Below are 19,350 nucleotides of genomic sequence, written 5' to 3'. Positions count from 1 at the left end.
TGGCGCACGCCGGCCGGTGCGCTGGCCAGGCGGTTCAGCACCGCGGGGGCGATCTGGCTCAGTGGCAGAACCTCGTGCGCCGCGCCATGCTGGATGGCCATGCGGGGCATGCCGAAGACCACGCAGCTGGCCTCGTCCTGCACATAGTTGTAGCTGCCGGCGTCTTTCATCTCGCGCATGGCCTGCGCGCCGTCGGCGCCCATGCCGGTGAGCATGATGCCCAGCGCGTTGGGGCCGAGCACGCGCGCAGCCGACTTGAACAGCACCTCCACCGAAGGGCGGTGGCGGTTGACGGGTTCGGTGTCTTCAACCACGGCCACGTAGTTGGAGCCGCTGCGGTCGATGCGCAGGTGGTGACCACCGGGCGCGATGTAGGCGTGGCCGGGCAGGATGCGCTGGCCGTGCTGAGCCTCCTGCACGCGGATGCGGCACAGCGTGTTGAGCCGGTTGGCGAAGCTGGTGGTGAAACCGGGCGGCATGTGCTGGGTGATCACGATCGCGGGCGCGTCGGCCGGCATGGGCATGAGCACTTCGCGGATGGCTTCGGTGCCGCCGGTGGAGGCGCCGATGCAGATGATTTTTTCGGTGGACACGCGCGGCAGCGCAGCGCGTGGGGCCTCGGGCGCACCCGTTGGAGCCGAGCCGGCGCCGGGTGCGGGTGGCAGGCGCTTGACGTGCGCCGCAGCCGCCACGCGGATCTTGTCCACGATGTCACCGGCCAGCTCCTGCAAACCGCTGCTCACGCCGATGCGCGGCTTGGCCACGAAGTCCACCGCACCGAGTTCGAGCGCGCGCAGCGTGGCTTCGGCGCCTTGTTCGGTGAGGGTGGAGACCATCACCACCGGCATGGGCCGCAGGCGCATCAGGCGCGAGAGGAACTCCAGCCCGTCCATGCGCGGCATCTCCACGTCCAGCGTGATCACGTCGGGGTTGGTTTCACGGATCATCTCGCGGGCCACCAGCGGGTCGGCCGCAGCGCCCACACAGGTCATGTCGGCCTGGCGGTTGATGATTTCGGTGAGCAGGCTGCGCACCAGGGCGGAATCGTCCACCACGACCACTTTGATTTTTGCCATGGTCCTCTCCTTGTCTTCTTGTTGGTGTGTTCAGAACAGATCGACGGAGCCACCCGAAACCGCTTTCGCGACCACCGATGCGCTGCTCTTGCGTTCCTGGGTTTCCAGCGTCTCGGGATGCGAATGCGCCAGCCGCTTGACCATGGCCTTGCCGGTGGCGGGGAAGTAGCACACCTTGCGCGGGTGGATGTCGAGCACGTCCTTGGAAATCACCGCGATGCGTTCGGTCTGCAGATAGTCCAGCACGAACTGGGTGTTGCGCTCGCCCACGTTCATGGTGGTGAAGGTGTGCATCACCTGGCCACCACCGAACACCTTGGCCTGCATGGTCTCGCGCCGCGCGCCGAGCTTCATCATTTCGTTGATCAGCAGTTCCATCGCGTAGGAGCCGTAGCGCCCGCCTGCGTCCGTACCGCCGTCGGGCAGCATGAAGTGGTTCATGCCGCCCACGCGCACGCGCGGGTCGTAGATGCAGGCAGCGATGCAGGAGCCCAGCACCGTCATCACCATCATGTCGTCCGCGGTCACGAAGTACTCGCCGGGCAGCACCTTCACCGCGTCCTGGTGGAAGTGGTGGTCGTGGTAGAAAAAACTCGCCTCGCCGGGCTTGCCCTTGCGGGCCTTGAGCTGGTCGAGTGTGGAGGTGGGGGCCGCGATCATCTGGTCTTCTTCACAGACGTTCGTAGACGGTTTTTCCGCGCAGCGCAAAGAGGCTGCGTGCGTCGCTGAAGTTCTCGGCGTGTCCCACGAACAGCATGCCGCCGGGTTTCATCACGCGGTGGATGCGCTCCAGCACGGCGCGCTGTGTGGCGGCGTCGAAATAGATCATCACGTTGCGGCAGAACACCACGTCGAAGGGTTCGCGAAACGGCAGGTCCTGGATCAGGTTGACGGTCTGGAAGCTCAGGTTTTTCTGCAGCTCGGGCTTCACGCGCATGAAGCCTTCGTTGCTGCCCTTGCCGCGCATGAAGAAGCGCTGCATGCGCTCGGGGCTCAGGCCCTTGGTGCCGTCGGCCTTGTAGACACCGCGCTGCGCGGTGGACAGGACCTTGGTGTCGATGTCGCTGTTGACGATCTCGAACGAACCGCTGGCGCCCAGGCCCTCGGTGGCCGTCATGGCAATGGAGTACGGCTCCTCGCCGGTGGAGGCGGCCGAGCACCAGATGCGCCAGTTTTGCGTGCGCCTGGCGGCAAACATCTGCGCCAGGATCTCGAAGTGGTGCTGCTCGCGGAAGAACGCGGTGAGGTTGGTGGTCAGCGCGTTGATGAACTCCTGCCACTCGGCGCCGTCGTGGTGTTCGAGCCAGTCCAGGTAGGTCTTGAAGCTGTCGTGGCCGGTCTCGCGCAGGCGGCGCGAGACGCGGCTGTAGACCATGGCGTGTTTGCCGTCGTGCAGGCTGATGCCGGCCTTCTTGTAGATCAGCGCCTTGATGCGCGAGAAGTCGGCGTCGGACCAGACGAACTCGCGGCCTTCGGCCAGCGGGCCGTCTTCGGGTGCTGCCGACCGAGGTGGTGGCACCGGCCGCGCGACGCGTTGGGGGGAAGGGGTCTGGTGCAGCATCGGGAGTCCTGGCCGGTTGGAGGCGAGAGCGCGCAAGGCGCAGGGAAAAGACCGTGGGGTTCAGTGTCTGGAGCGGCGCACCAGGCTGGAGGTGTCCAGGATCAGCGCGACCTTGCCGTCGCCCAGGATCGTGGCGCCCGAGACGTTGGGCACGCGCCGGTAGTTGGACTCCAGGTTCTTGATCACGACCTGCTGTTGACCCAGCAGCTCGTCAACCATGAGCGCCACGCGCTGGCCGTCGGCTTCCACCACCACCATGATGGGGCTGGCGCCGCTGTGCTCGAAGCGCGGCACCTGGAACACGCGCTCCAGTTCGATCACCGGCATGTATTCGTCGCGCACCTTGACCACCTGCGCGCCTTGCGCCAGGGTGTTGATGTCGGTGGGTTTGATCTGGAACGACTCGATCACGCTGGACAGCGGCAGGATGTAGACCTCGTCGCTCACGCGCACCGACATGCCGTCCATGATGGCCAGGGTGAGCGGCAGGCGCACCGAGACGCGCATGCCGTAGCCCTCGGCCGAATCGATCTCCACCGTGCCGTTGAGCGCGGTGATGTTCTTCTTGACCACGTCCATGCCCACGCCACGGCCGGACACGTCGGTGACCTGGTCGGCGGTGGAGAAGCCGGGTGCAAAGATCAGGTTCCAGACCTCGGTGTCGGTCATCGAGTCGGGTGCGTCGATGCCTTTCTCGCGCGCTTTGCTCAACAACTTCTCGCGGTTGAGGCCTTTGCCGTCGTCGCGCACTTCGATCAGGATCGAGCCGCCTTCGTGTGTGGCGGACAGTGTGATGGTGCCGTGTTCGGTCTTGCCCTTGGCGCGGCGGTCTTCCGGCATTTCGATGCCGTGGTCGCAGCTGTTGCGGATCAGGTGGGTCAGCGGGTCGGTGATCTTCTCCACCAGGCCCTTGTCGAGTTCGGTGGACTCGCCCTGCGTGACCAGCTCGACCTTTTTGCCCAGCTTGCTGGCGAGGTCGCGCAGCATGCGCGGGAAGCGGTTGAACACCACCGACATCGGGATCATGCGGATCGACATCACCGCTTCCTGCAGGTCGCGGGTGTTGCGGTCGAGGTCGGCCAGACCCGCCAGCAGCGGCTGGTTGGCGCCGTCGTCGAGCTCGCGGCTTTTCTGCGCCAGCATGGCCTGGGTGATGACGAGTTCGCCCACCAGGTTGATGAGCTGGTCGACCTTGCTCACCGAGACGCGCAGCGTGCTCGACTCCATGGCGGCCGGCGCAGCGGCGCGGGCGTCTGCCTTGGGTGCTGCAGCGGGTTTGTCGGTGCCATCGGGTGCGGTGATCGTGGCCTGCGCTGCTGCGGCGATGGCGTGGGCGGGCACGCCCGGTGCACCGTCGAAAAAGCCGAAGTCCTGGCCGTCGGCCGGGGCCATGGCGGCCGGCGCTGCCACTTCGTCGGCAGGCGCTGCGCAGTCAACGATGCGGATCTCTTCCTTGCTCACGTGGAAGGTGAAGAGGTCCATCAGGTCGGCGTCGGAAGAGGTCGTGGTGGCGCGGTAGACGCGCTTGTCGGCCTGGTCGCAGGGCAGGGGCTCGATGGTGCCCAGGCCGGGGATGTCGCGGAAGAGTTCGGCCACACCGTCGGCTTGCGCCACGTTGTCCAGCGGACCGATGTGGATTTCAAGCTCGCGGGTGGCCTTGACCACCGGCTTGTTGATCACGCGTGCCGGGGCGGGAGTCGGGGCTTCCACCACCACGGGTGCGGCCACCACAGGTGCAGCCGCTTCAGCAACGGGGGCAACGGCGTCTTCGCCGTTGGCCAGCGTGTAGATGCGGGCGACCAGGTCGCCGGTGGCGGGCGTGTCGTTTCCACGGCCCTGGTGGTGGGCGAGCTGCAGGCGCAGCGCATCGCTGGATTCGAGCAACACGTCCACCATGGCGGCGGTCGGGTTGAGTTCGTGGCGGCGCAGCTTGTCCAGCAGCGACTCCATCTGGTGCGTGAGTTCGGCCACGTCGGCAAAGCCGAAGGTGGCGGCACCGCCCTTGATCGAGTGCGCGCAGCGGAAGATCGCGTTGAGCTCTTCGTCGTCGGCTTTCTCCACGTCCAGGGCGAGCAGCATCTGCTCCATCTGGTCGAGGTTTTCGCCGGCTTCTTCAAAGAAGATTTGGTAGAACTGGCTCAGGTCAATGTCGTTGGCCAGGCTCTGACCTTCGTTCATCATTTCACCCATGTGGGGTCTCCTTGGCTGCTGGTGAGCGGCGCGCGTTGGTGTGTGTTCAGCGAATGACTTTTTGGATCACTTCGATCAACCGGCTGGGATCGAAGGGTTTGACCAACCAGCCGGTGGCGCCCGCGCTGCGGCCGGCCTGCTTCATCTGGTCGCTGGACTCGGTGGTCAGGATCAGGATGGGCGTGGTCTTGAATTTGGGGTGCTCGCGCAGCTTGCGCGTGAGGCTCAGCCCGTCCATGTTGGGCATGTTCTGGTCGGTCAGCACCAGATCGATGCTGTGGGTCTGGGCTTTCTCGAAAGCGTCCTGACCATCCACCGCTTCGACCACGTGGTAGCCCGCTCCAGTGAGGGTGAACGACACCATTTTTCGCATGGAAGCCGAGTCGTCGACGGCAAGAATGGATCGCATGGCTTACTCCGTGTTTCGGTCAAATATCGGCAGATACCGAGGGGTCTTGAATCGGGGATTCGGGGAAATCAGAACAGGTCGATGGAGCCGGCGTCCATCTCGCTTTGGGTCACCGGGCTGGGGCGCTCGGGCATCGGGTCCAGCCCCAGCGGCACTTCGCCCTCTTCGGGCTCCATGGCCTCTTCGGCCAGGCGCCAGGCGCAGCTTTGCAGCACCTTGCCGGTGTGCACGATCAACTGGGTGGCCATGTCGTGGAACTGCAGTTCGGTCACGGCCTGGTGCAGGCTGCTCCGGATCGGGTCCAGCTCGCCCTGGCGGTTTTCTTGCAGCGCACCCAGGGCCTGGTTGGCTGTGCCGAAGCGCTCCATGAGGTTGGCGGTGGCGTGGTCGAGCAGGCCTTCCAGGCGCTGCAGGTCGGTCACGGCCATGAGCAGCGAGTCCTGGAGGTTGGCCACCAGATTCACGGGCAGGGAGACGCACGGCGGGGGATGCTGCATCGTCAGGTGGTCCATGTTGTTGCTCGGGTAGGGCGGAACGGAATAGGGGGGGCAGTACAATTTTCGAGGTCTGTAAGAAGCTGTATCGGCAGATAACCGGTCAAATTCAGCACCATTTCCCCAGTTGTCCAGCCGCAGGCACCGACCGCCGCAGTGCCCGGGGCGATCCCGCCACCACCCAACATCCGACCAGGCATGTCCGAGAACCTCGACAAACCACCGGTTCACATCCTGCATCTGGAGGATTCGCGCGTGGACCACGCGCTGGTGAAATTTGCCCTGCAGCGCAGCAAGCTGCCCAGCGACGTGGTGCTGGTGGACACCATGGACGACTTCAGGCGCGAACTGCTCAGCGATCGCTTCGACGTGGTGCTGGCCGACTACCACCTCCCCGGCTTCACCGGCATGGACGCCTGGGACGTGGTGCGCGAGCTGCAGATCGAGATTCCGTTCGTGATCCTCTCGGGCGCCATCGGCGAGACGGCGGCGGTGGATGCGATGCACCGCGGTGTGAGCGACTACTTGCTCAAGGACAGCATGCACCGGCTCTCGCACGTGATCGAGCGGGCGATCGAGATTTCCCAGACGCGGCGTGCCAGCGCACGGGCCGCTGCCGAGCTGGCCGAATCGCGCCAGCGTCTGGCCGAGCTGGCCGAGCACCTGCAGACCAGCATCGAGCAGGAACGCGCCAACATCGCGCGCGAGATCCACGACGACATCGGCGGCGCGCTGGCGGCCGTGAAGCTCGACCTGGCCTGGGTGGGCCGGCGCGAGACCGACGCCGAGGTGCTCAAGCACGTGACCACCGCCATGGAGATGCTGCAACACGCCCTGGGTGCCAGCCAGCGCATCATGATGAACCTGCGCCCGCCCATCCTGGACCAGGGCCTGGTGGCCGCCGTGCAGTGGCTGGCGGGTGGCTTCGAGCGCCGCAGCGGTCTGCGGGTGACCATCCGGCGGTCGTCCGACCAGATCGACGTGCCGCTGGATGTGCAACTGGTCGCCTACCGCACGGCGCAGGAAGCCCTGACCAACATCGCCAAACACACCAAGGCCACGGCGGTGGAGATCGATTTGAGCGATGGCGAAGGCGTGCTGACCCTGGAAGTCACCGACAACGGCCAGGGCATGGCGCCGGAGGCCTTGCGCAAAACCAAGTCGTTTGGCCTGCTGGGCCTGCGCGAGCGTGCCGCCAAGGTGGACGGCTGGCTCGACGTGAGCTCCTCCCCCAAAGGCACATCGGTCATCCTGTCGGTGCCCCTGACATCACCCCAAACCCCGGACAACGCGGCGAAAGCCACAGAGGAAGCCCATGATCAAGGTGATTTTGTGTGACGACCACGCGGTGGTGAGACGCGGGATTCGCGACACCATCTCGGAGGCCACCGATATCCAGGTGGTGGGCGAAGCCGGCAGCTACCCCGAACTGCGCGAAGCCATGCGCAAGACCGAGTGCGACGTGCTCGTGCTCGACCTCAACATGCCCGGACGCGGTGGCCTGGAGGTGCTGGCCGCCTTGAAGGAAGAGGGCTCCACCGTGAAGGCGCTGGTGGTCTCCATGTACCCGGAAGACCAGTACGCCATCCGCTGCCTGCGGGCCGGCGCGCGCGGTTACCTCAACAAGGCCGGCGAACCCGCCGAGCTGGTGGCCGCCATCCGCACCGTGATGCAGGGCCGCAAGTACGTGACCGCCGACGTGGCACAGATGCTGGTGGACAACCTGCACGCGCCCGAGAGCGAGGAACTGCACGCCAGCCTCTCGGAGCGCGAACTGCAGACCCTGCAGAAGATTGCGTCGGGCAAGAAGCTCTCGGACATTGCCGAAGAACTCATGCTCAGCCCCAAGACCGTGAGCGTGTACCGCGCCCGCGTGCTGGAGAAGCTGCACCTGGCCAACAACGCCGAACTCACGGTGTACGCCATTCGAAACGGCATCGTCTGACCCGGCGGCCGCCGGGTTTGCAGAGTGTCGAAAAATTTGACACTCACGCGGTATTTCTTGCGCCGCCCGTTGCCCGGGATTCGTAACTGGTTGTTACATAGGGACATTCATCCCCTGGCACGCAACGTGCGACCCATGACCCGAGTTGAGCCCATCTGATGTCCAGAGCGGTCTCGAATGGATTTTCAAAGCCCCCACATGAACACCTGTTTGAAGTTGGCTTCGGCCGCATTGTTGTCGGTTGTGGCCGTGTCGGTTGCAGCGTTGTCGGTTCCATCCATCAAGATCCATGCGTTGAAGCTGATCGGTGAATTCAATGGCGATCAGATGGCTGTGGCCAATGTCACGGTGAACAGCAAAAGTATTCCTGCAACGCCTGTGAATGAAACCATTGAGCCGGGTTTCAATGCGCCTGCTTTGCTGAAAATCATTTCTCCTGCCGACAACCAGGGCGACGGCGTGTCCGGCGGCTCCGGCACCTCGTCTGGGGCAACTGGCGAGGAAGCGTCCAACAGCAAGGACGCCGGGCGCGTTGGATCGGGCGTGGTCCCCGGTGGCTCGTCGCGTGGAGGTGGTCAGGGCGCGGGTGGTTCAGGTGCCGGTGTTCCCGGTGAGGAAGTGGTCGCTTCCAATGGTGCTGGCGGCTCCCCTCCAGGCGGTGGCCGCAATCCCGAGGGCGGTGCGGGTACCACGCCACCGTCGAACGGCGCCGCTCCCGGCGGTCCGGGTGTGGGAGAGACAGAGCCCTTGATTTCCGTCGACGAGGTGGTGGCCGGCATCGCCGACCTCCCGACCAAGCCGGGCGATGGTTCGGGCAGCAGCGATCCTGTGACCACGAGCGAATTGCTCCCAATCACACCATTGGCTGAATCGCCTTCGGCCATTCCAGAACCCGGCACGCTGGCCCTGTTGGGTGTTGCCATGCTGGGTCTGGGTGCATTGCGCCGGCGACGTGCCCAGCGCTGAACATCCCGTTCAACGGCAAAAAGCGGCTTCAATGCCGCTTTTTTGCGTCTGATGACCGCTCACCCCGTGCGCCAGCCCAATTCGTTCACCGGCTGATTCACAACGGTGATTCTGTGGCGAGACATGCCATGGGCATGCCGTGCGGTCGCCTGCTGAATAATGGCCCATGACCGTTGCCACCTCCATCTGGAGTCCCCTGCGCCAGCCCGCATTTCGCGGGCTGTGGATCTGCGGCGCGATCTTCTTCATCGGCGCGGGCATGCAGACCATGGCTGCGGCCTGGCTCATGGTGGAGCTCACCGGTTCGTCGTTTCTGGCCGCGCTGGTTCAAACGGCGGTGTTCCTGCCCATGTTTCTGCTGGCCTTGCCCGCCGGTGTGCTGGCCGACACCACCGACCGCCGCCGCCTGATCTCCGGCGCGCTTATCGCGCAGGTGGCCGCCTGCACTTTGCTGGCCGTGCTGGTGCTGGCGGGTTGGGGCGGGCCGGGTTCGGTGCTGTTTCTGGTGTTTGTGTGCGGCTGCTGCACGGCGGTGCTCACGCCAGCGTGGAACTCCTCGGTGGTCGACCCGGTGCCGCGCGAGGAATGGCCGCAGGCCATCACCGCCATCGGCATCGCCTACAACGCGGCGCGCGCCATCGGCCCCACGCTGGCCGGTCTGCTGTTTGCCCGGCTGGGCGCGGGCTGGGTGTTTGTGGTCACGGTGTTCACCACGCTGGTGATGTGGGAGTCGATCCGCCGCTGGCCGCCGCGCGCGCACCCGCCGTCAAGCCTGCCGCCCGAGCGCCTGTGGGGTGGCACGCTGAGCGGCCTGCGTTTTGCCTGGCACTCGCGCATCATCCTGGCGCAGCTGGTGCGGGTGATGGCCTTCAGCTCGGCCGGCTCGGCGCTGTGGGCGTTGCTGCCGGTGATCGCGCAGCGCCAGTTGGGCACCGGGGCCGAGGGTTTTGGTTTGCTCATGGGTTGTCTGGGCACCGGCGCGGTGGCCTCGGGCCTGGTCATTGGCCGGCTGCGCGCGCGTTTTGCGCTGGACGCCATCGTTTCGGTGAGTTGCGCGGTGTTTGCTGCGGCCATGCTGCTCGCCGCGTGGGTGCGCGTGCCCTGGGTGGTCTACATCGCCATGGCCTTTGGCGGCGCCGCGTGGATGGCCACCATGTCCACCTTCAACACCGCCACCCAGGCCAGCGCGCCGCCCTGGGTGCGATCACGCGCCGTGGCGTTGCACATCGTCTCTGCGCTGGGGGCGTTTGCCATCGGCTCGGCCTTCTGGGGCGCGGTGTCCGACATCGCCGGCCTCACCGCCGCGCTGGTGGCCGCCGGTGTGGTCATGGCCGCCGGCCTGCTGCTGGTGCGTCCGTTTCCGCTGCGCATGGGTGGGCTGCACGAAGTGACCCAAGGCACGCCGTGGGACGAACTCTTCGTGGTGGACGAGCCCAGCCCGGCCGCCGGCCCGGTGGCGGTGGAGGTGGGTTACCGCATCCGCCCCGGCGTGGACCAGGCGTTTCTGGACACCATTGCCCGCATGAAAGACCCGCGCCGGCGCGACGGCGCGAGTTTCTGGCGCGTCTACCGCGACCTGGGCGAGCCCTCGCGCTATGTGGAGCGCTTCATCGTGGCCTCGTGGGCCGATTATTTGCACCAGCGCGCCCGCGCCACCGTGGCCGACCGCGCGCTGGAAACCGAGATCCGCGCGTTTCTCGCCGAAGGTGAGAGCGCGACCATGTCGCACTACATCGCGGAGCGCTGAGGCCGCGGGGCTTCAGCGCGCCGCGTCCGGCGCCAGGTCCTCGTGCAGGCAGAGGTAGTTGCCCTCGGTGTCCTTGAACCAGGCCGCTTTCTCCGAGCCCAGCACGCACACGTGGTCGATCGTCTTCAGGCCCGGAAAGTCGTAGCTCTCGAAGGCCACGCCCGCACGCTGGAGTTCGGCGATGCTGGCGGCGATGTCGGCCACCTGGAAGCTGATCGCGGTGTGGTCGGCCTTGGTGCCTTCGGGTTTGGGAAACAGCGCCAGCGTGCTGCCCCCCACCGCGTAGACAAACTTGCCGTCGGGCTTGAGGCCACCGGGTTGCAAGCCCAGCGAGCCCTCGTAGAAAGCGCGGGCGCGTGCCATGTCGATGACAGGCAGCATGGTCGTGACGGATGCATGGGTCAACATGTGCAGTCCTTTCGCCCGGCTCGATGACCCCGGAAGACGCAAGCAACCGGTTCAGGTGCCGGGTCTGTCAGCATAGGCCGAACGCTCGGGTGTGACCAGTTCCGCAGCGGTAAGAATGCAGACAGTGCCCTCCCGTTGTTCAACCCCGTTTTGAAAGACCGACGATGTACCGACGAACCTTGCTTGCCCCGTTGTTCCTCGCGCTGACCCTCACCTTGTCCGCCTGCGGGAAGACCGATCCCCAGGCCGAGCTGGAGGCGGCGGTGCAGACGCTGCAGTACAACCTGGAAGCCAAGGACACCAGTGCCGTGATCGACCAGCTCGATGCCAGCTTCCAGGCGCAGGACGGCCTGGACCGGGAGTGGGCGCGCAAGACCATGACGCTCATGTTCCTGCGCTATGCCAGCGTCAAGGTGATCGCGGTCACGCGCAAGAGCAGCATCGACCCGACCGCAGCGCAGTCGGGCCTCACGCAGGCGCAGGTGCTGGTCACGGGCGCGCAGGGGCTGATACCGGAGCGCGCGGAGCCCTACAACGTGCGGCTGGAGTGGCGGCGCGTGTCGGACGACTGGAAGCTGACCCGCATCACCTGGGAATGAGACCGACATGACACCCGAACTCTGGTTGCTGGTGGTTGGCGCGGCGGTGGCCGGTTTTGTGCAGGGACTCTCGGGCTTTGCTTTCAGCATGGTGGCCATGTCGTTCTGGGTCTGGGGCATCGACCCGCGCGTGGCCGCGGTGCTGGCGGTGTTCGGCTCACTCACCGGCCAGCTCGTGGCGGTGTTCACCACCCGGCGCGGCTTTCGCTGGCCGGCGCTGTGGCCGTTTCTGGCCGGTGGTGCGGTGGGCGTGCCCGTCGGGGTGGCGGTGCTGCCGCACCTCAACGCCGACCTGTTCAAGCTGATCCTGGGCAGCGTGCTGGTGGTGTGGTGCCCGGCCATGCTGCTGTCAACAAAGCTGCCGCGCGTCTCGCGCGGCGGGCGTCTGGCCGATGGTGTGGCCGGCGCGGCGGGCGGCTTCATGGGCGGCATCGGCGGTTTCACCGGCGTGGTGCCCACGCTGTGGTGCACGCTGCGCGGCATGGAGAAAGACCGCCAGCGCGCCATCGTGCAGAACTTCAACCTCGCAGCCCTCTCAGCCACCATGCTCGGCTACGTGGCCACGGGTGCCGTGACGCGCGACATCTGGCCGCTGCTGCCGGTGGTGGCCGTGGCGCTGCTGGTGCCGGTGTTGCTCGGTGCGAAGCTCTATGTGGGCCTGAGCGAGGCGGCGTTTCGCAAGCTGGTGCTGTCGCTGCTGGCGCTCTCGGGCGTGGCCATGCTGGTGGCGGCGGTGCCGCGCCTGCTGGTTTAGAAGTTAATTAGAATTTGACATAAAGTCATACAAAGATAAAATCTATTTGTATGTCAAAGCAATCGCAAGCCCTTTTGAACCTGACGCCTGCCACGCTGAGCGCCATGGAAACCATGGGCTCACACCTGGCGCTGGCGCGGGTGCGCCGCAAGGAATCGCTGGCCACGCGCGCTCGACGCATCGGTGTGTCGGTGCCCACCCTGAGCAAAATGGAAAACGGTGACCCCACGGTGTCGCTGGGGGCGTATGCGCAGGCGCTGTGGCTGATCGGGCGCGACAGCGAATTCGCCCGTATTGCCGCCCCGGAATTCGATCGCGAGGCCATCGAGCTCGATGTGGGAGAGGCGATTGACCGGGGCAAGCAGCTCGCCCGGCGCGCGCATCAGGTTCAGCTGAGCCGTCAGCGCAAGGCGAGTCAGCCCAAACGAGGCGATGGCGATGGCCGTTGATGTGCCCGAGCGGCTGTTTGCCTGGTACCTGGCGAACCCGGCACAACCGCGCCTCATCGGTGAGATCGGGCGGCTGAGCAATGGCGACGCCAGCCTGCGCTATGCGCGCCACTGGCTTGAAGACGGTTTTGCGCTGAGCGAGGACATGCCGTTGCGCGAGATGACCTATGCGCCTTCTCACCGGCGCGGTCGCGAGCCTGCCGCGGCGGGGGCGCTGGACGATGCGCGCCCGGACCGCTGGGGCGAGAAGGTGATTCGCTACCTCTACAAGCGGGGTGCCACGCTGCGAGACCACCTCTACCTCGCGGGCGACGACCGGTTTGGCGCCTTGGGCGTGTGCGGTTCAGAGAACGCCTACGAGCCGTTCAACCACCGCCCGTTGCCACGGTTGAGCGACGTGCCCACGCTGGCGGCAGCGGCGGCCGTGGTGCAAAGCGGCGAGGGTGAGCTTGACGAACAACGCCGTGCGCTGCTGATGGCGGGGGGAAGCCTGGGCGGGGCCAAGCCCAAGGCCGTGATCGGCATCGGCGATCGGGAGTGGGTGGTCAAGTTCTTTGACGGCGAGGCGTGGGACCAACCCCTGGTGGAGCACGCCTGCATGACGTTGGCGGCGCGCGCGGGCATTCGGGTGGCGCAGACGCAGGTGATCTCCTTGCCGGCGGAGAACGCTGTTGCCGTGCGCCGCTTTGACCGCACACCCGCCGCTCGCGTGCACAGCATCTCTGCGGCAACGCTGCTGCGCGCTGCAACGCCCTCGGGCGAAGAGCCGCAGTTCGGCTACCCACATCTGGCGCGACGCCTGCGTGCCCTGGGCCACGTGCCGAGCCTGGACGCGCAACTGCAGGATCTGTTTCGGCGCATGGTCTTCAACGTCCTGATCGCGAACACCGACGACCACGAAAAGAACCATGCAGTGACCTGCGAGTTGATCCGGGGCGAGCCGGTGTTCAACCTCAGCGAGGCCTTCGATGTCGTCACCACCGGCTCGGGCGCCATCGCTCACGAGTTCATGGTTGCCGACGATGTGGTCGACCCCGACCTGGAGGCAGCACTGTCGGTGCACCGGGATTTCGGACTGGAGGAAGGCGAGGCGCGTGCCATCGTCAGCGAGGTCGTGCGCGAGGTGGACGGCTGGCAAGCGCACTTTCGGGCGCTGGGCGTCACGGCGGGCGATTTGCAAGCGCTCGGCGAGTTCATCGATCGCCCGGATTTGCTGGCCCAGCGCGACCTGCACCGCACGCCACCCGACCGCTCCGCCCGCAGCCGATCTGCCGTGCGAAAGCCCAAGACAGGCACGCCCAGAATATTCCGCTGAGCCAGCGCGGTTCGGTTGCGCTTCAGCCGCCGGTGAATATCTCGGTGGCCAGCTTCATGAGCGCGAGCACCGGCGCGTCCAGCATGGGCAGTGTGAAGGCAATGCCCACCAGGCCGGCCGAGAGCGTGAGCGGGAAGCCGATGGCAAACGCATTCATCTGGGGTGCGATGCGCGAGACGAAGCCCAGCACGATGTTGACGAACAGCAGCATGCCGATCATGGGCAGGGCGATCCACAGGCCGTAGCGGAACACCACCGCGCCGAGTTCGTGCAATTGCATGCGGTTGATCGAATCGAGCGCGCCGCCACCCACGGGGAAGGTGTTGAAACTGGCGATCACCGCCTGCAGCAGCATGAGGTGCCCCCCCATCACCACGAACAGCAGCATGGTGGTGTTGCCGAAGAAGCGGCCCACGGTGCTCGACTGCGCGTTGGTCGAAGGGTCGAAGAAGCCCGCGAAGTTCAGGCCCATCTGCAGACCGATGATCTCGCCTGCGAGCTCCACCGAGGCGAACACGATGCGCACGGCCAGGCCAATGGCGATGCCCACCACCACCTGTTGCATCACGACCGAAAACGCCTGCGGGTCGTTGAGCGCGACCATGGGTTGCTCGGACAGACCGGCCTGAGCGCACACCGCCACCAGAAACGCCAGCGCCACGCGCGTGCGCAACGGCACCGAGCGCGACGAGAAGATGGGTGCGCTGGAAAACACCGCGAGGATGCGCAGGAAAGGCCAGAACACCGGCGAGACCAGCGCCATCACCTGCGCTTCGGTGAACGTGGGCATGGTCAGTGCGCGATCAGATCGCGTAATTTGGAATGGAGAGGATCGTGCTGCGGATGAACTCGACCATGGTGGTCATCATCCACGGCCCGGCGATGGCGAACACCGCGATGGCCGCGATCAGCTTGGGCACAAAGGCCAGCGTGGCCTCGTTGATCTGCGTGATGGCCTGGAACAGGCTCACCACCAGGCCCACCACCAGCACCGTGGCCAGCACGGGGGCGGCCACCATGAGCAACATGAAGAGCGCGTTCTGCGCCATCGTGAGAGCGGCTTGGGGATCCATGTTTTACCTACTGTGCGAACGAAGCGGCGAGGGAGCCGATGAGCAGGTTCCAGCCATCGGCCAGCACGAAGAGCATGAGCTTGAACGGCAGTGCCACCAGCACCGGCGACAGCATCATCATGCCCAGCGACATGAGCACGCTGGCGACCACCATGTCGATCACCAGAAAGGGAATGAAGATCATGAAACCGATCTGGAACGCGGTCTTGAGCTCGCTGGTGACAAACGCCGGCACCAGCACGCGAAACGGTGCGTTCTCGGCCGTCACCTCGTTCGGCAGCTTGGCCAGCTTGGCGAAGAGTTCAAAGTCGGACTGGCGTGTTTGTTTGAGCATGAACTCGCGCATCGGAGCCTGGCCGCGTTCGAGCGCCTGGTCGAAGGTGATGGCGTTGCGCGAGTAGGGCTCGTAGGCATCGGCGTACACCTTGTCCAGCGTGGGACCCATCACGAACAGGGTGAGGAACAGCGAGAGGCCGACGATCACCTGGTTGGGCGGGGCCGACTGCGTGCCCAAGGCCTGGCGCAGCAGCGAGAGCACGATCACGATGCGGGTGAAGCCCGTCATGAGCAGCAGAACCGCTGGCAGGAAGGACAGCGCGGTGAAGAAGAGCAGGGTCTGGATCGGCACCGAATAGCTGGTGCTGCCACTGCCCTGACCGATCATCAAGGGCAGCGAGGGGCCGGTGGTGGCGGTTGCGGCTGCAGGCACGGCGGGAATGGGCAGGGCCTGTGCCCAGGCACCTGCGGCGCACAGTGCGAGCGCGCCGAAGACGAGACCGCCTCGCATCAGGTTAACGGGGCGCATTCGGGGCCTTCATGAGTTGTGAGAGGCGAGCGGCGAAACCGGAGGCCGGGGCAGAAGGATCGCCAGGCACGGCAGGCAGCTCGGCCGGCAAGGGCATCTGGTGCAGCGCGGTCACGCTGCCCGAGGCCACACCCAGCACCAGACAGACGCGCTCGGCACCGTCACCCACCTGCACCGTGACCACGCGTTGCTGCGGACCCAGCGAGAGGCTGGAGAGCACGCGCAGCGCCGGGCCGCTGTGGCCGGCAATGCCGGGCAGGCGGCGACGCGCCCACTTCAGGGCGAAGGCCAGGCCCACCATCAAGGCAAGCAGCAGCAGCGCGGGCATGGCGTTTTGCAACATGGATCAGGTCCGACTGACGCGCTTCATGCGCTCGGATGGGGTCACGATGTCGGTCAACCGGATGCCGAACTTGTCGTTCACCACCACCACCTCGCCCTGGGCGATCAGGTAGCCGTTGACCAGCACGTCCATGGGCTCGCCAGCGAGCGCATCGAGCTCGACGATGGAGCCCTGTGCGAGCTGCAGGATGTACTTGATCGGCACGCGCGTGCGGCCCAGTTCCACCGAGAGCTGCACCGGGATGTCCAGCACCATCTGGATGTCGTGCATCGGGTTGCCGCTGCTGTTGCCCGAACCCGCCGCAACCGGCTTGGCCGTGGCGTCGAAGACGTGCGGACCGTCGTTGCCGCCGCTGGTGATCGACTGTTCTTCCAGGGCCTGCGCCCAGTCGTCGGCGATGGATTCTTGCGAAGGGGTGTCAGTTGACATGGTTTTCTCCGAGCCAGTTCGTGTCGATGCCGCGCAGATTGCGTTCCACGCGAAGCGCGTATTTGCCTTTGTGGGTGCCGTATTGGCATTCGAAAATCGGCACCCCGTCCACATGGGCCTGGATCGCGGGGTTGCGATCAAGTTCGATGAAGTCGCCCACCTGCATGGCCAGCAACTGCTCCACCGTGGCCTCGGTCTGGGCCAGCTCGGCGACCATGGTCACCTCGGCCGCCTGGATCTCGTGGCTGAGCAACTTGACCCAGCGGCGGTCGACCTCGATGGCGTCGCCTTGCACGCTGGAATACAGCACGTCGCGGATTGGCTCCAGCGTGGCGTAGGGAATGCAGATGTGCAACGAGCCGGTGATGTCGCCGATCTCCAGCGTGAAGCTGGTGGAGACCACGATCTCGCTGGGGGTGGCGATGGTGGCGAACTGGGGCTGCATCTCCGAGCGCTGGTAGTGCAGCTCGATCGGGTAAACGCCGCGCCAGGCCTTTTTGTATTCCTCGGCCACCACGTCCACCAGGCGGTTGATCACGCGCTGTTCGGTGGGTGAGAAGTCGCGGCCTTCGATGCGGGTGTGGAACTTGCCGTTGCCACCAAACAGGCTGTCGATCACGCCGAACAGCAGCGTGGGCTCGCACACCACCAGACCGTTGCCGCGCAGCGGGCGGATGGCCATGATGTTGAAGTTGGTGGGCACCACCAGTTCGCGCAGGAAGGCGCTGTACTTTTGCACCTGCACCGCGCCCACCGAGATTTCGGGGCTGCGGCGGATGAAGTTGAACAGGCCCAGGCGCAGGTTGCGCGAGAAACGCTCGTTGACGATCTCCATGGTGGGCATGCGCCCACGCACAATGCGCTCCTGACTTTGCAGGTTGTAGTCGCGCACACCGCCGCTGGGCGTGTCTTCCTTGGCGAGCTTCTGGCTCTCGCCCGTGACGCCTTCGAGCAGGGCGTCGATCTCTTCCTGGGACAGAAATGCGTCAGCCATGGTGGTGTACCCGGATCACTGAACGATGAGGCTGGAGAACAGCACGGCCTGCACCGGGTTGGGTGCGGCCTTCGCTTTTTTCTTCTTCGATGCGCCTTCTTCCGCAGCGGCGGGCTCGGGCATTGCGTAGCCCATTTCCTTGGAGATCGCCGCGATGATGTCTTTGGCCAGCTTGGCCTTGCCCTGCACCTGGAGCATCTCGTCGGCGGTGCGCTGCGAGATCAGCAACAGGATGTCGCTGCGGATGCTGGGCATGTAGATCTTCACGTCGGCTTCTGTCTTGGCGTCTTGCAACTGCAGCGTGAGGCCGAGCTGGATGAAGCGGGTGCCACCGGGGTCGGCGAGGTTGACCACCATGTTCTCCAGCGGCATGAACACAGGCGCGAGCTTGGGGTCCTTGGCCACGTGGGCCGCTGGCTCGTCGTCGGCGTACTCGTCGTCTTCGGCGGTGTTCTTCTTGAGCACGAACAGCGCGCCGGCGGCACCGATCAGCGCCAGCACCACCACGCCGATGATGATGAACAGCAGCTTCTTGCTCTTCTTCGGCTTCTCGGCGGGAGCAGCGGTGGCGGTGGCGGCGGCAGCAGACATGGTCATCCTTCAAAAGGCCCCCGCTGGGAGGAGGGCATCACACGCGGGAAACGTGTGGGGTTTGAAGAATTATTGGGCGGGGGCCCGGGTGCCGGTCTTCGGAAAAGGACGTGAAAAGCAGTTCAATAGGGAAGCCAAGCTGGCTACGAAGGAGGAGCGCTCCGTCTCCCCGCCTGCAAAAGGATCAGCCTTTGGCCGGTCCTTTTTCTTTTCTCTGCCTCTAACGACAAGTGGTGCAGCAAACGGCTTTCACCTGGACGGGGAGCTTGTATTCCTCGTACCAGACGCGCTGCTCGTTCTTCGTAAACACGAACTCAGCCCCGCAATCTCTGCACGACAACAATTTGTCCTGGTATCAGAAGATGGGGCTGTGCGAATGATGAGGCGAGTGCTGAGACCAATTGGCCACGATGGCGTCTTGGGGCATTCCCCTCATCATCCACGTGTAGTACTCGCGGGTGGTGTACTGCGGCCAGTCGGCTGGTAAAGGGATGTCAGGCTTGACGCTGTTGGCCTTCGCCCGCGCTTTCTTGCGAACAGAAGTTGTTTTGATCGAGGCCTTGGATTTGCGACGTGCTTTCATGATCGAAACGCCATGCGTCTTTGCAGGTTTCAAGGTTTGGCCACAGCCGGCAGTCCGTGTTCAGTTGGCGTGCGGAGTCTGCGACCAACGTGCGTGTTTGCCTTGTGGCGTTTCGGAAGCACCGGGTGTTGCAGGCCGAGCGCACACAGGCACTTGGCCTTCTACCCAATCGCCACGTGATCACCGGGCTGTCCGTCGGGCAGATTGCCGGCGGCGATCATGTTGAAGAGCAAGACGATGGTGGATGGCTCGGGTGAGGTGAGTTGGCGCACCATGACCTGGTTCAGACACAGTGCGTGACTGCCGTTGGGCGATTTCAGCCCCAAGTCCCAGGCACGGGAGGTCACTGGCAGATCGACCCAGTTCCAGTGCGCTTGGTGGCGCAGCAGCAGGCCGAAGGCGCCAGCAAGTCCGCTGAGCAGTTCTTTGCGGACTTTGGGCTTGAGCTTTCCATAGCCGTGACGATGGGCCTCGATCTCGGCGGCCAGTGCGGCCAGAACGGCTGAGGGCTCCGACGAGGCGCTCTGGGCTTCCCCCAGTTTCCCGGACACATCCAATGACATGATGTGTTCAGGAGATAGGCATGACAAGAACCCGAAGGAGCTTCACGGACGAGTTC

The 19,350-nt window shown here is 65.2% G+C and carries 25 protein-coding genes; 8 read left to right on the top strand and 17 right to left on the bottom strand.

The genetic code is table 11. The features are described from left to right. The 6 genes from ACN4F8_RS11725 to ACN4F8_RS11700 form a co-directional block, all read right to left on the bottom strand. The coding region (locus ACN4F8_RS11725) for a protein-glutamate methylesterase/protein-glutamine glutaminase (RefSeq protein WP_419473767.1) at positions 1-1,076 on the bottom strand (1,076 nt) is incomplete at its 3' end. A 30-nt stretch (positions 1,077-1,106) separates the two neighbouring features. Further along, the gene (gene cheD / locus ACN4F8_RS11720; RefSeq protein ID WP_419473766.1) at positions 1,107-1,736 is read right to left on the bottom strand and encodes a chemoreceptor glutamine deamidase CheD; all 630 of its coding nucleotides are present in this window, start codon (positions 1,734-1,736) and stop codon (positions 1,107-1,109) included. Between the two features lie 10 nt (positions 1,737-1,746). Next, positions 1,747-2,637 carry a CheR family methyltransferase gene (locus ACN4F8_RS11715; protein ID WP_419473765.1) on the bottom strand — a complete coding sequence of 297 codons (891 nt, stop codon included), beginning with the start codon at positions 2,635-2,637 and terminating at the stop codon, positions 1,747-1,749. Positions 2,638-2,697: 60 nt separating this feature from the next. Further along, entirely contained in the window at positions 2,698-4,827 is a 2,130-nt protein-coding gene (locus ACN4F8_RS11710) for a chemotaxis protein CheA (RefSeq protein ID WP_419473764.1), read from the bottom strand. A 46-nt stretch (positions 4,828-4,873) separates the two neighbouring features. Further along, complete coding sequence (locus ACN4F8_RS11705) at positions 4,874-5,236, bottom strand: response regulator (RefSeq protein WP_056268669.1); 363 nt, start codon at positions 5,234-5,236, stop codon at positions 4,874-4,876. Between the two features lie 68 nt (positions 5,237-5,304). Then, on the bottom strand, positions 5,305-5,748 hold the full coding sequence (locus ACN4F8_RS11700) for a hypothetical protein (RefSeq protein WP_419473763.1): 444 nt from the start codon (positions 5,746-5,748) through the stop codon (positions 5,305-5,307). Between the two features lie 180 nt (positions 5,749-5,928). On the opposite strand from ACN4F8_RS11700, the gene ACN4F8_RS11695 reads away from it, so the two are divergent. The 4 genes from ACN4F8_RS11695 (at position 5,929) to ACN4F8_RS11680 (ending at position 10,388) form a co-directional block, all read left to right on the top strand. Further along, positions 5,929-7,068, top strand: a complete 1,140-nt coding sequence (locus ACN4F8_RS11695) for an ATP-binding protein (protein WP_419473762.1) — start codon at positions 5,929-5,931, stop codon at positions 7,066-7,068. After that, positions 7,046-7,675 (top strand): response regulator transcription factor, encoded by a 630-nt coding sequence (locus ACN4F8_RS11690; protein WP_159607980.1) that lies wholly within the window; start codon positions 7,046-7,048, stop codon positions 7,673-7,675. Before ACN4F8_RS11695 ends, ACN4F8_RS11690 begins: the two co-directional genes overlap by 23 nt. A 198-nt stretch (positions 7,676-7,873) precedes the next feature. Continuing rightward, entirely contained in the window at positions 7,874-8,641 is a 768-nt protein-coding gene (locus tag ACN4F8_RS11685) for a PEP-CTERM sorting domain-containing protein (RefSeq protein WP_419473761.1), read from the top strand. A 166-nt stretch (positions 8,642-8,807) separates the two neighbouring features. After that, entirely contained in the window at positions 8,808-10,388 is a 1,581-nt protein-coding gene (locus ACN4F8_RS11680; RefSeq protein ID WP_419473760.1) for an MFS transporter, read from the top strand. 12 nt (positions 10,389-10,400) lie between these two features. Here the strand turns inward: ACN4F8_RS11680 and ACN4F8_RS11675 are convergent, their stop codons facing one another. Next, a complete protein-coding gene (locus tag ACN4F8_RS11675; RefSeq protein ID WP_419473759.1) occupies positions 10,401-10,796 on the bottom strand; it encodes a VOC family protein in 396 nt (131 codons plus the stop codon). A gap of 164 nt (positions 10,797-10,960) precedes the next feature. On the opposite strand from ACN4F8_RS11675, the gene ACN4F8_RS11670 reads away from it, so the two are divergent. The 4 genes from ACN4F8_RS11670 (at position 10,961) to ACN4F8_RS11655 (ending at position 13,913) form a co-directional block, all read left to right on the top strand. Next, complete coding sequence (locus tag ACN4F8_RS11670) at positions 10,961-11,395, top strand: hypothetical protein (RefSeq protein WP_419473758.1); 435 nt, start codon at positions 10,961-10,963, stop codon at positions 11,393-11,395. Between the two features lie 7 nt (positions 11,396-11,402). Continuing rightward, positions 11,403-12,149 carry a sulfite exporter TauE/SafE family protein gene (locus ACN4F8_RS11665; protein WP_419473757.1) on the top strand — a complete coding sequence of 249 codons (747 nt, stop codon included), beginning with the start codon at positions 11,403-11,405 and terminating at the stop codon, positions 12,147-12,149. Between the two features lie 104 nt (positions 12,150-12,253). After that, on the top strand, positions 12,254-12,598 hold the full coding sequence (locus ACN4F8_RS11660) for a helix-turn-helix domain-containing protein (protein WP_419473756.1): 345 nt from the start codon (positions 12,254-12,256) through the stop codon (positions 12,596-12,598). Then, on the top strand, positions 12,588-13,913 hold the full coding sequence (locus ACN4F8_RS11655) for a type II toxin-antitoxin system HipA family toxin (protein ID WP_419473755.1): 1,326 nt from the start codon (positions 12,588-12,590) through the stop codon (positions 13,911-13,913). Before ACN4F8_RS11660 ends, ACN4F8_RS11655 begins: the two co-directional genes overlap by 11 nt. A 22-nt stretch (positions 13,914-13,935) precedes the next feature. Here ACN4F8_RS11655 and fliR read toward each other — a convergent pair whose 3' ends face one another. The 10 genes from fliR to ACN4F8_RS11605 all read right to left on the bottom strand — a co-directional run bounded on the left by fliR (position 13,936) and on the right by ACN4F8_RS11605 (position 19,294). Further along, complete coding sequence (gene fliR / locus ACN4F8_RS11650) at positions 13,936-14,703, bottom strand: flagellar biosynthetic protein FliR (RefSeq protein ID WP_419473754.1); 768 nt, start codon at positions 14,701-14,703, stop codon at positions 13,936-13,938. 13 nt (positions 14,704-14,716) lie between these two features. After that, complete coding sequence (fliQ, locus tag ACN4F8_RS11645) at positions 14,717-14,986, bottom strand: flagellar biosynthesis protein FliQ (RefSeq protein ID WP_291217287.1); 270 nt, start codon at positions 14,984-14,986, stop codon at positions 14,717-14,719. A gap of 7 nt (positions 14,987-14,993) precedes the next feature. Next, a complete protein-coding gene (fliP, locus tag ACN4F8_RS11640) occupies positions 14,994-15,791 on the bottom strand; it encodes a flagellar type III secretion system pore protein FliP (RefSeq protein ID WP_419473753.1) in 798 nt (265 codons plus the stop codon). Further along, the gene (locus tag ACN4F8_RS11635) at positions 15,778-16,134 is read right to left on the bottom strand and encodes a FliO/MopB family protein (RefSeq protein ID WP_419473752.1); all 357 of its coding nucleotides are present in this window, start codon (positions 16,132-16,134) and stop codon (positions 15,778-15,780) included. Before ACN4F8_RS11635 ends, fliP begins: the two co-directional genes overlap by 14 nt. Positions 16,135-16,137: 3 nt before the next feature. Next, positions 16,138-16,563: a flagellar motor switch protein FliN gene (gene fliN / locus ACN4F8_RS11630; protein WP_419473751.1), complete on the bottom strand. Its 426-nt coding sequence runs from the start codon at positions 16,561-16,563 to the stop codon at positions 16,138-16,140. Continuing rightward, positions 16,553-17,557 (bottom strand): flagellar motor switch protein FliM, encoded by a 1,005-nt coding sequence (gene fliM / locus ACN4F8_RS11625; protein WP_419473750.1) that lies wholly within the window; start codon positions 17,555-17,557, stop codon positions 16,553-16,555. Before fliM ends, fliN begins: the two co-directional genes overlap by 11 nt. A gap of 15 nt (positions 17,558-17,572) precedes the next feature. Next, positions 17,573-18,148, bottom strand: a complete 576-nt coding sequence (locus ACN4F8_RS11620) for a flagellar basal body-associated FliL family protein (protein WP_419473749.1) — start codon at positions 18,146-18,148, stop codon at positions 17,573-17,575. A gap of 220 nt (positions 18,149-18,368) precedes the next feature. Then, entirely contained in the window at positions 18,369-18,488 is a 120-nt protein-coding gene (locus ACN4F8_RS11615) for a zinc-ribbon domain containing protein (RefSeq protein ID WP_419473748.1), read from the bottom strand. A gap of 15 nt (positions 18,489-18,503) precedes the next feature. After that, positions 18,504-18,731, bottom strand: coding sequence for a hypothetical protein (locus ACN4F8_RS11610; protein WP_419473747.1), 228 nt, complete (start codon positions 18,729-18,731; stop codon positions 18,504-18,506). Positions 18,732-18,892: 161 nt separating this feature from the next. After that, positions 18,893-19,294, bottom strand: a complete 402-nt coding sequence (locus tag ACN4F8_RS11605) for a hypothetical protein (protein ID WP_419473746.1) — start codon at positions 19,292-19,294, stop codon at positions 18,893-18,895. Positions 19,295-19,350: the final 56 nt, after the last annotated feature.

It is taken from the genome of Hydrogenophaga sp. (genome assembly GCF_048549895.1).
Classification (GTDB): Bacteria; Pseudomonadota; Gammaproteobacteria; order Burkholderiales; family Burkholderiaceae_C; genus Hydrogenophaga.
This window is presented reverse-complemented; position numbering and strand designations above follow the sequence as displayed.

What these genes read in the sequence shown, in the direction of transcription:
- cheD (WP_419473766.1), bottom strand. Translation starts at nt 1,736, where the DNA reads ATGATCGCGGCCCCCACCTCCACACTCGACCAGCTCAAGGCCCGCAAG.
- ACN4F8_RS11715 (WP_419473765.1), bottom strand. Translation starts at nt 2,637, where the DNA reads ATGCTGCACCAGACCCCTTCCCCCCAACGCGTCGCGCGGCCGGTGCCA.
- ACN4F8_RS11710 (WP_419473764.1), bottom strand. Translation starts at nt 4,827, where the DNA reads ATGGGTGAAATGATGAACGAAGGTCAGAGCCTGGCCAACGACATTGAC.
- ACN4F8_RS11705 (WP_056268669.1), bottom strand. Translation starts at nt 5,236, where the DNA reads ATGCGATCCATTCTTGCCGTCGACGACTCGGCTTCCATGCGAAAAATG.
- ACN4F8_RS11700 (WP_419473763.1), bottom strand. Translation starts at nt 5,748, where the DNA reads ATGGACCACCTGACGATGCAGCATCCCCCGCCGTGCGTCTCCCTGCCC.
- ACN4F8_RS11695 (WP_419473762.1), top strand. Translation starts at nt 5,929, where the DNA reads ATGTCCGAGAACCTCGACAAACCACCGGTTCACATCCTGCATCTGGAG.
- ACN4F8_RS11690 (WP_159607980.1), top strand. Translation starts at nt 7,046, where the DNA reads ATGATCAAGGTGATTTTGTGTGACGACCACGCGGTGGTGAGACGCGGG.
- ACN4F8_RS11685 (WP_419473761.1), top strand. Translation starts at nt 7,874, where the DNA reads ATGAACACCTGTTTGAAGTTGGCTTCGGCCGCATTGTTGTCGGTTGTG.
- ACN4F8_RS11680 (WP_419473760.1), top strand. Translation starts at nt 8,808, where the DNA reads ATGACCGTTGCCACCTCCATCTGGAGTCCCCTGCGCCAGCCCGCATTT.
- ACN4F8_RS11675 (WP_419473759.1), bottom strand. Translation starts at nt 10,796, where the DNA reads ATGTTGACCCATGCATCCGTCACGACCATGCTGCCTGTCATCGACATG.
- ACN4F8_RS11670 (WP_419473758.1), top strand. Translation starts at nt 10,961, where the DNA reads ATGTACCGACGAACCTTGCTTGCCCCGTTGTTCCTCGCGCTGACCCTC.
- ACN4F8_RS11665 (WP_419473757.1), top strand. Translation starts at nt 11,403, where the DNA reads ATGACACCCGAACTCTGGTTGCTGGTGGTTGGCGCGGCGGTGGCCGGT.
- ACN4F8_RS11660 (WP_419473756.1), top strand. Translation starts at nt 12,254, where the DNA reads ATGGAAACCATGGGCTCACACCTGGCGCTGGCGCGGGTGCGCCGCAAG.
- ACN4F8_RS11655 (WP_419473755.1), top strand. Translation starts at nt 12,588, where the DNA reads ATGGCCGTTGATGTGCCCGAGCGGCTGTTTGCCTGGTACCTGGCGAAC.
- fliR (WP_419473754.1), bottom strand. Translation starts at nt 14,703, where the DNA reads ATGCCCACGTTCACCGAAGCGCAGGTGATGGCGCTGGTCTCGCCGGTG.
- fliQ (WP_291217287.1), bottom strand. Translation starts at nt 14,986, where the DNA reads ATGGATCCCCAAGCCGCTCTCACGATGGCGCAGAACGCGCTCTTCATG.
- fliP (WP_419473753.1), bottom strand. Translation starts at nt 15,791, where the DNA reads ATGCGCCCCGTTAACCTGATGCGAGGCGGTCTCGTCTTCGGCGCGCTC.
- ACN4F8_RS11635 (WP_419473752.1), bottom strand. Translation starts at nt 16,134, where the DNA reads ATGTTGCAAAACGCCATGCCCGCGCTGCTGCTGCTTGCCTTGATGGTG.
- fliN (WP_419473751.1), bottom strand. Translation starts at nt 16,563, where the DNA reads ATGTCAACTGACACCCCTTCGCAAGAATCCATCGCCGACGACTGGGCG.
- fliM (WP_419473750.1), bottom strand. Translation starts at nt 17,557, where the DNA reads ATGGCTGACGCATTTCTGTCCCAGGAAGAGATCGACGCCCTGCTCGAA.
- ACN4F8_RS11620 (WP_419473749.1), bottom strand. Translation starts at nt 18,148, where the DNA reads ATGTCTGCTGCCGCCGCCACCGCCACCGCTGCTCCCGCCGAGAAGCCG.
- ACN4F8_RS11610 (WP_419473747.1), bottom strand. Translation starts at nt 18,731, where the DNA reads ATGAAAGCACGTCGCAAATCCAAGGCCTCGATCAAAACAACTTCTGTT.
- ACN4F8_RS11605 (WP_419473746.1), bottom strand. Translation starts at nt 19,294, where the DNA reads ATGTCATTGGATGTGTCCGGGAAACTGGGGGAAGCCCAGAGCGCCTCG.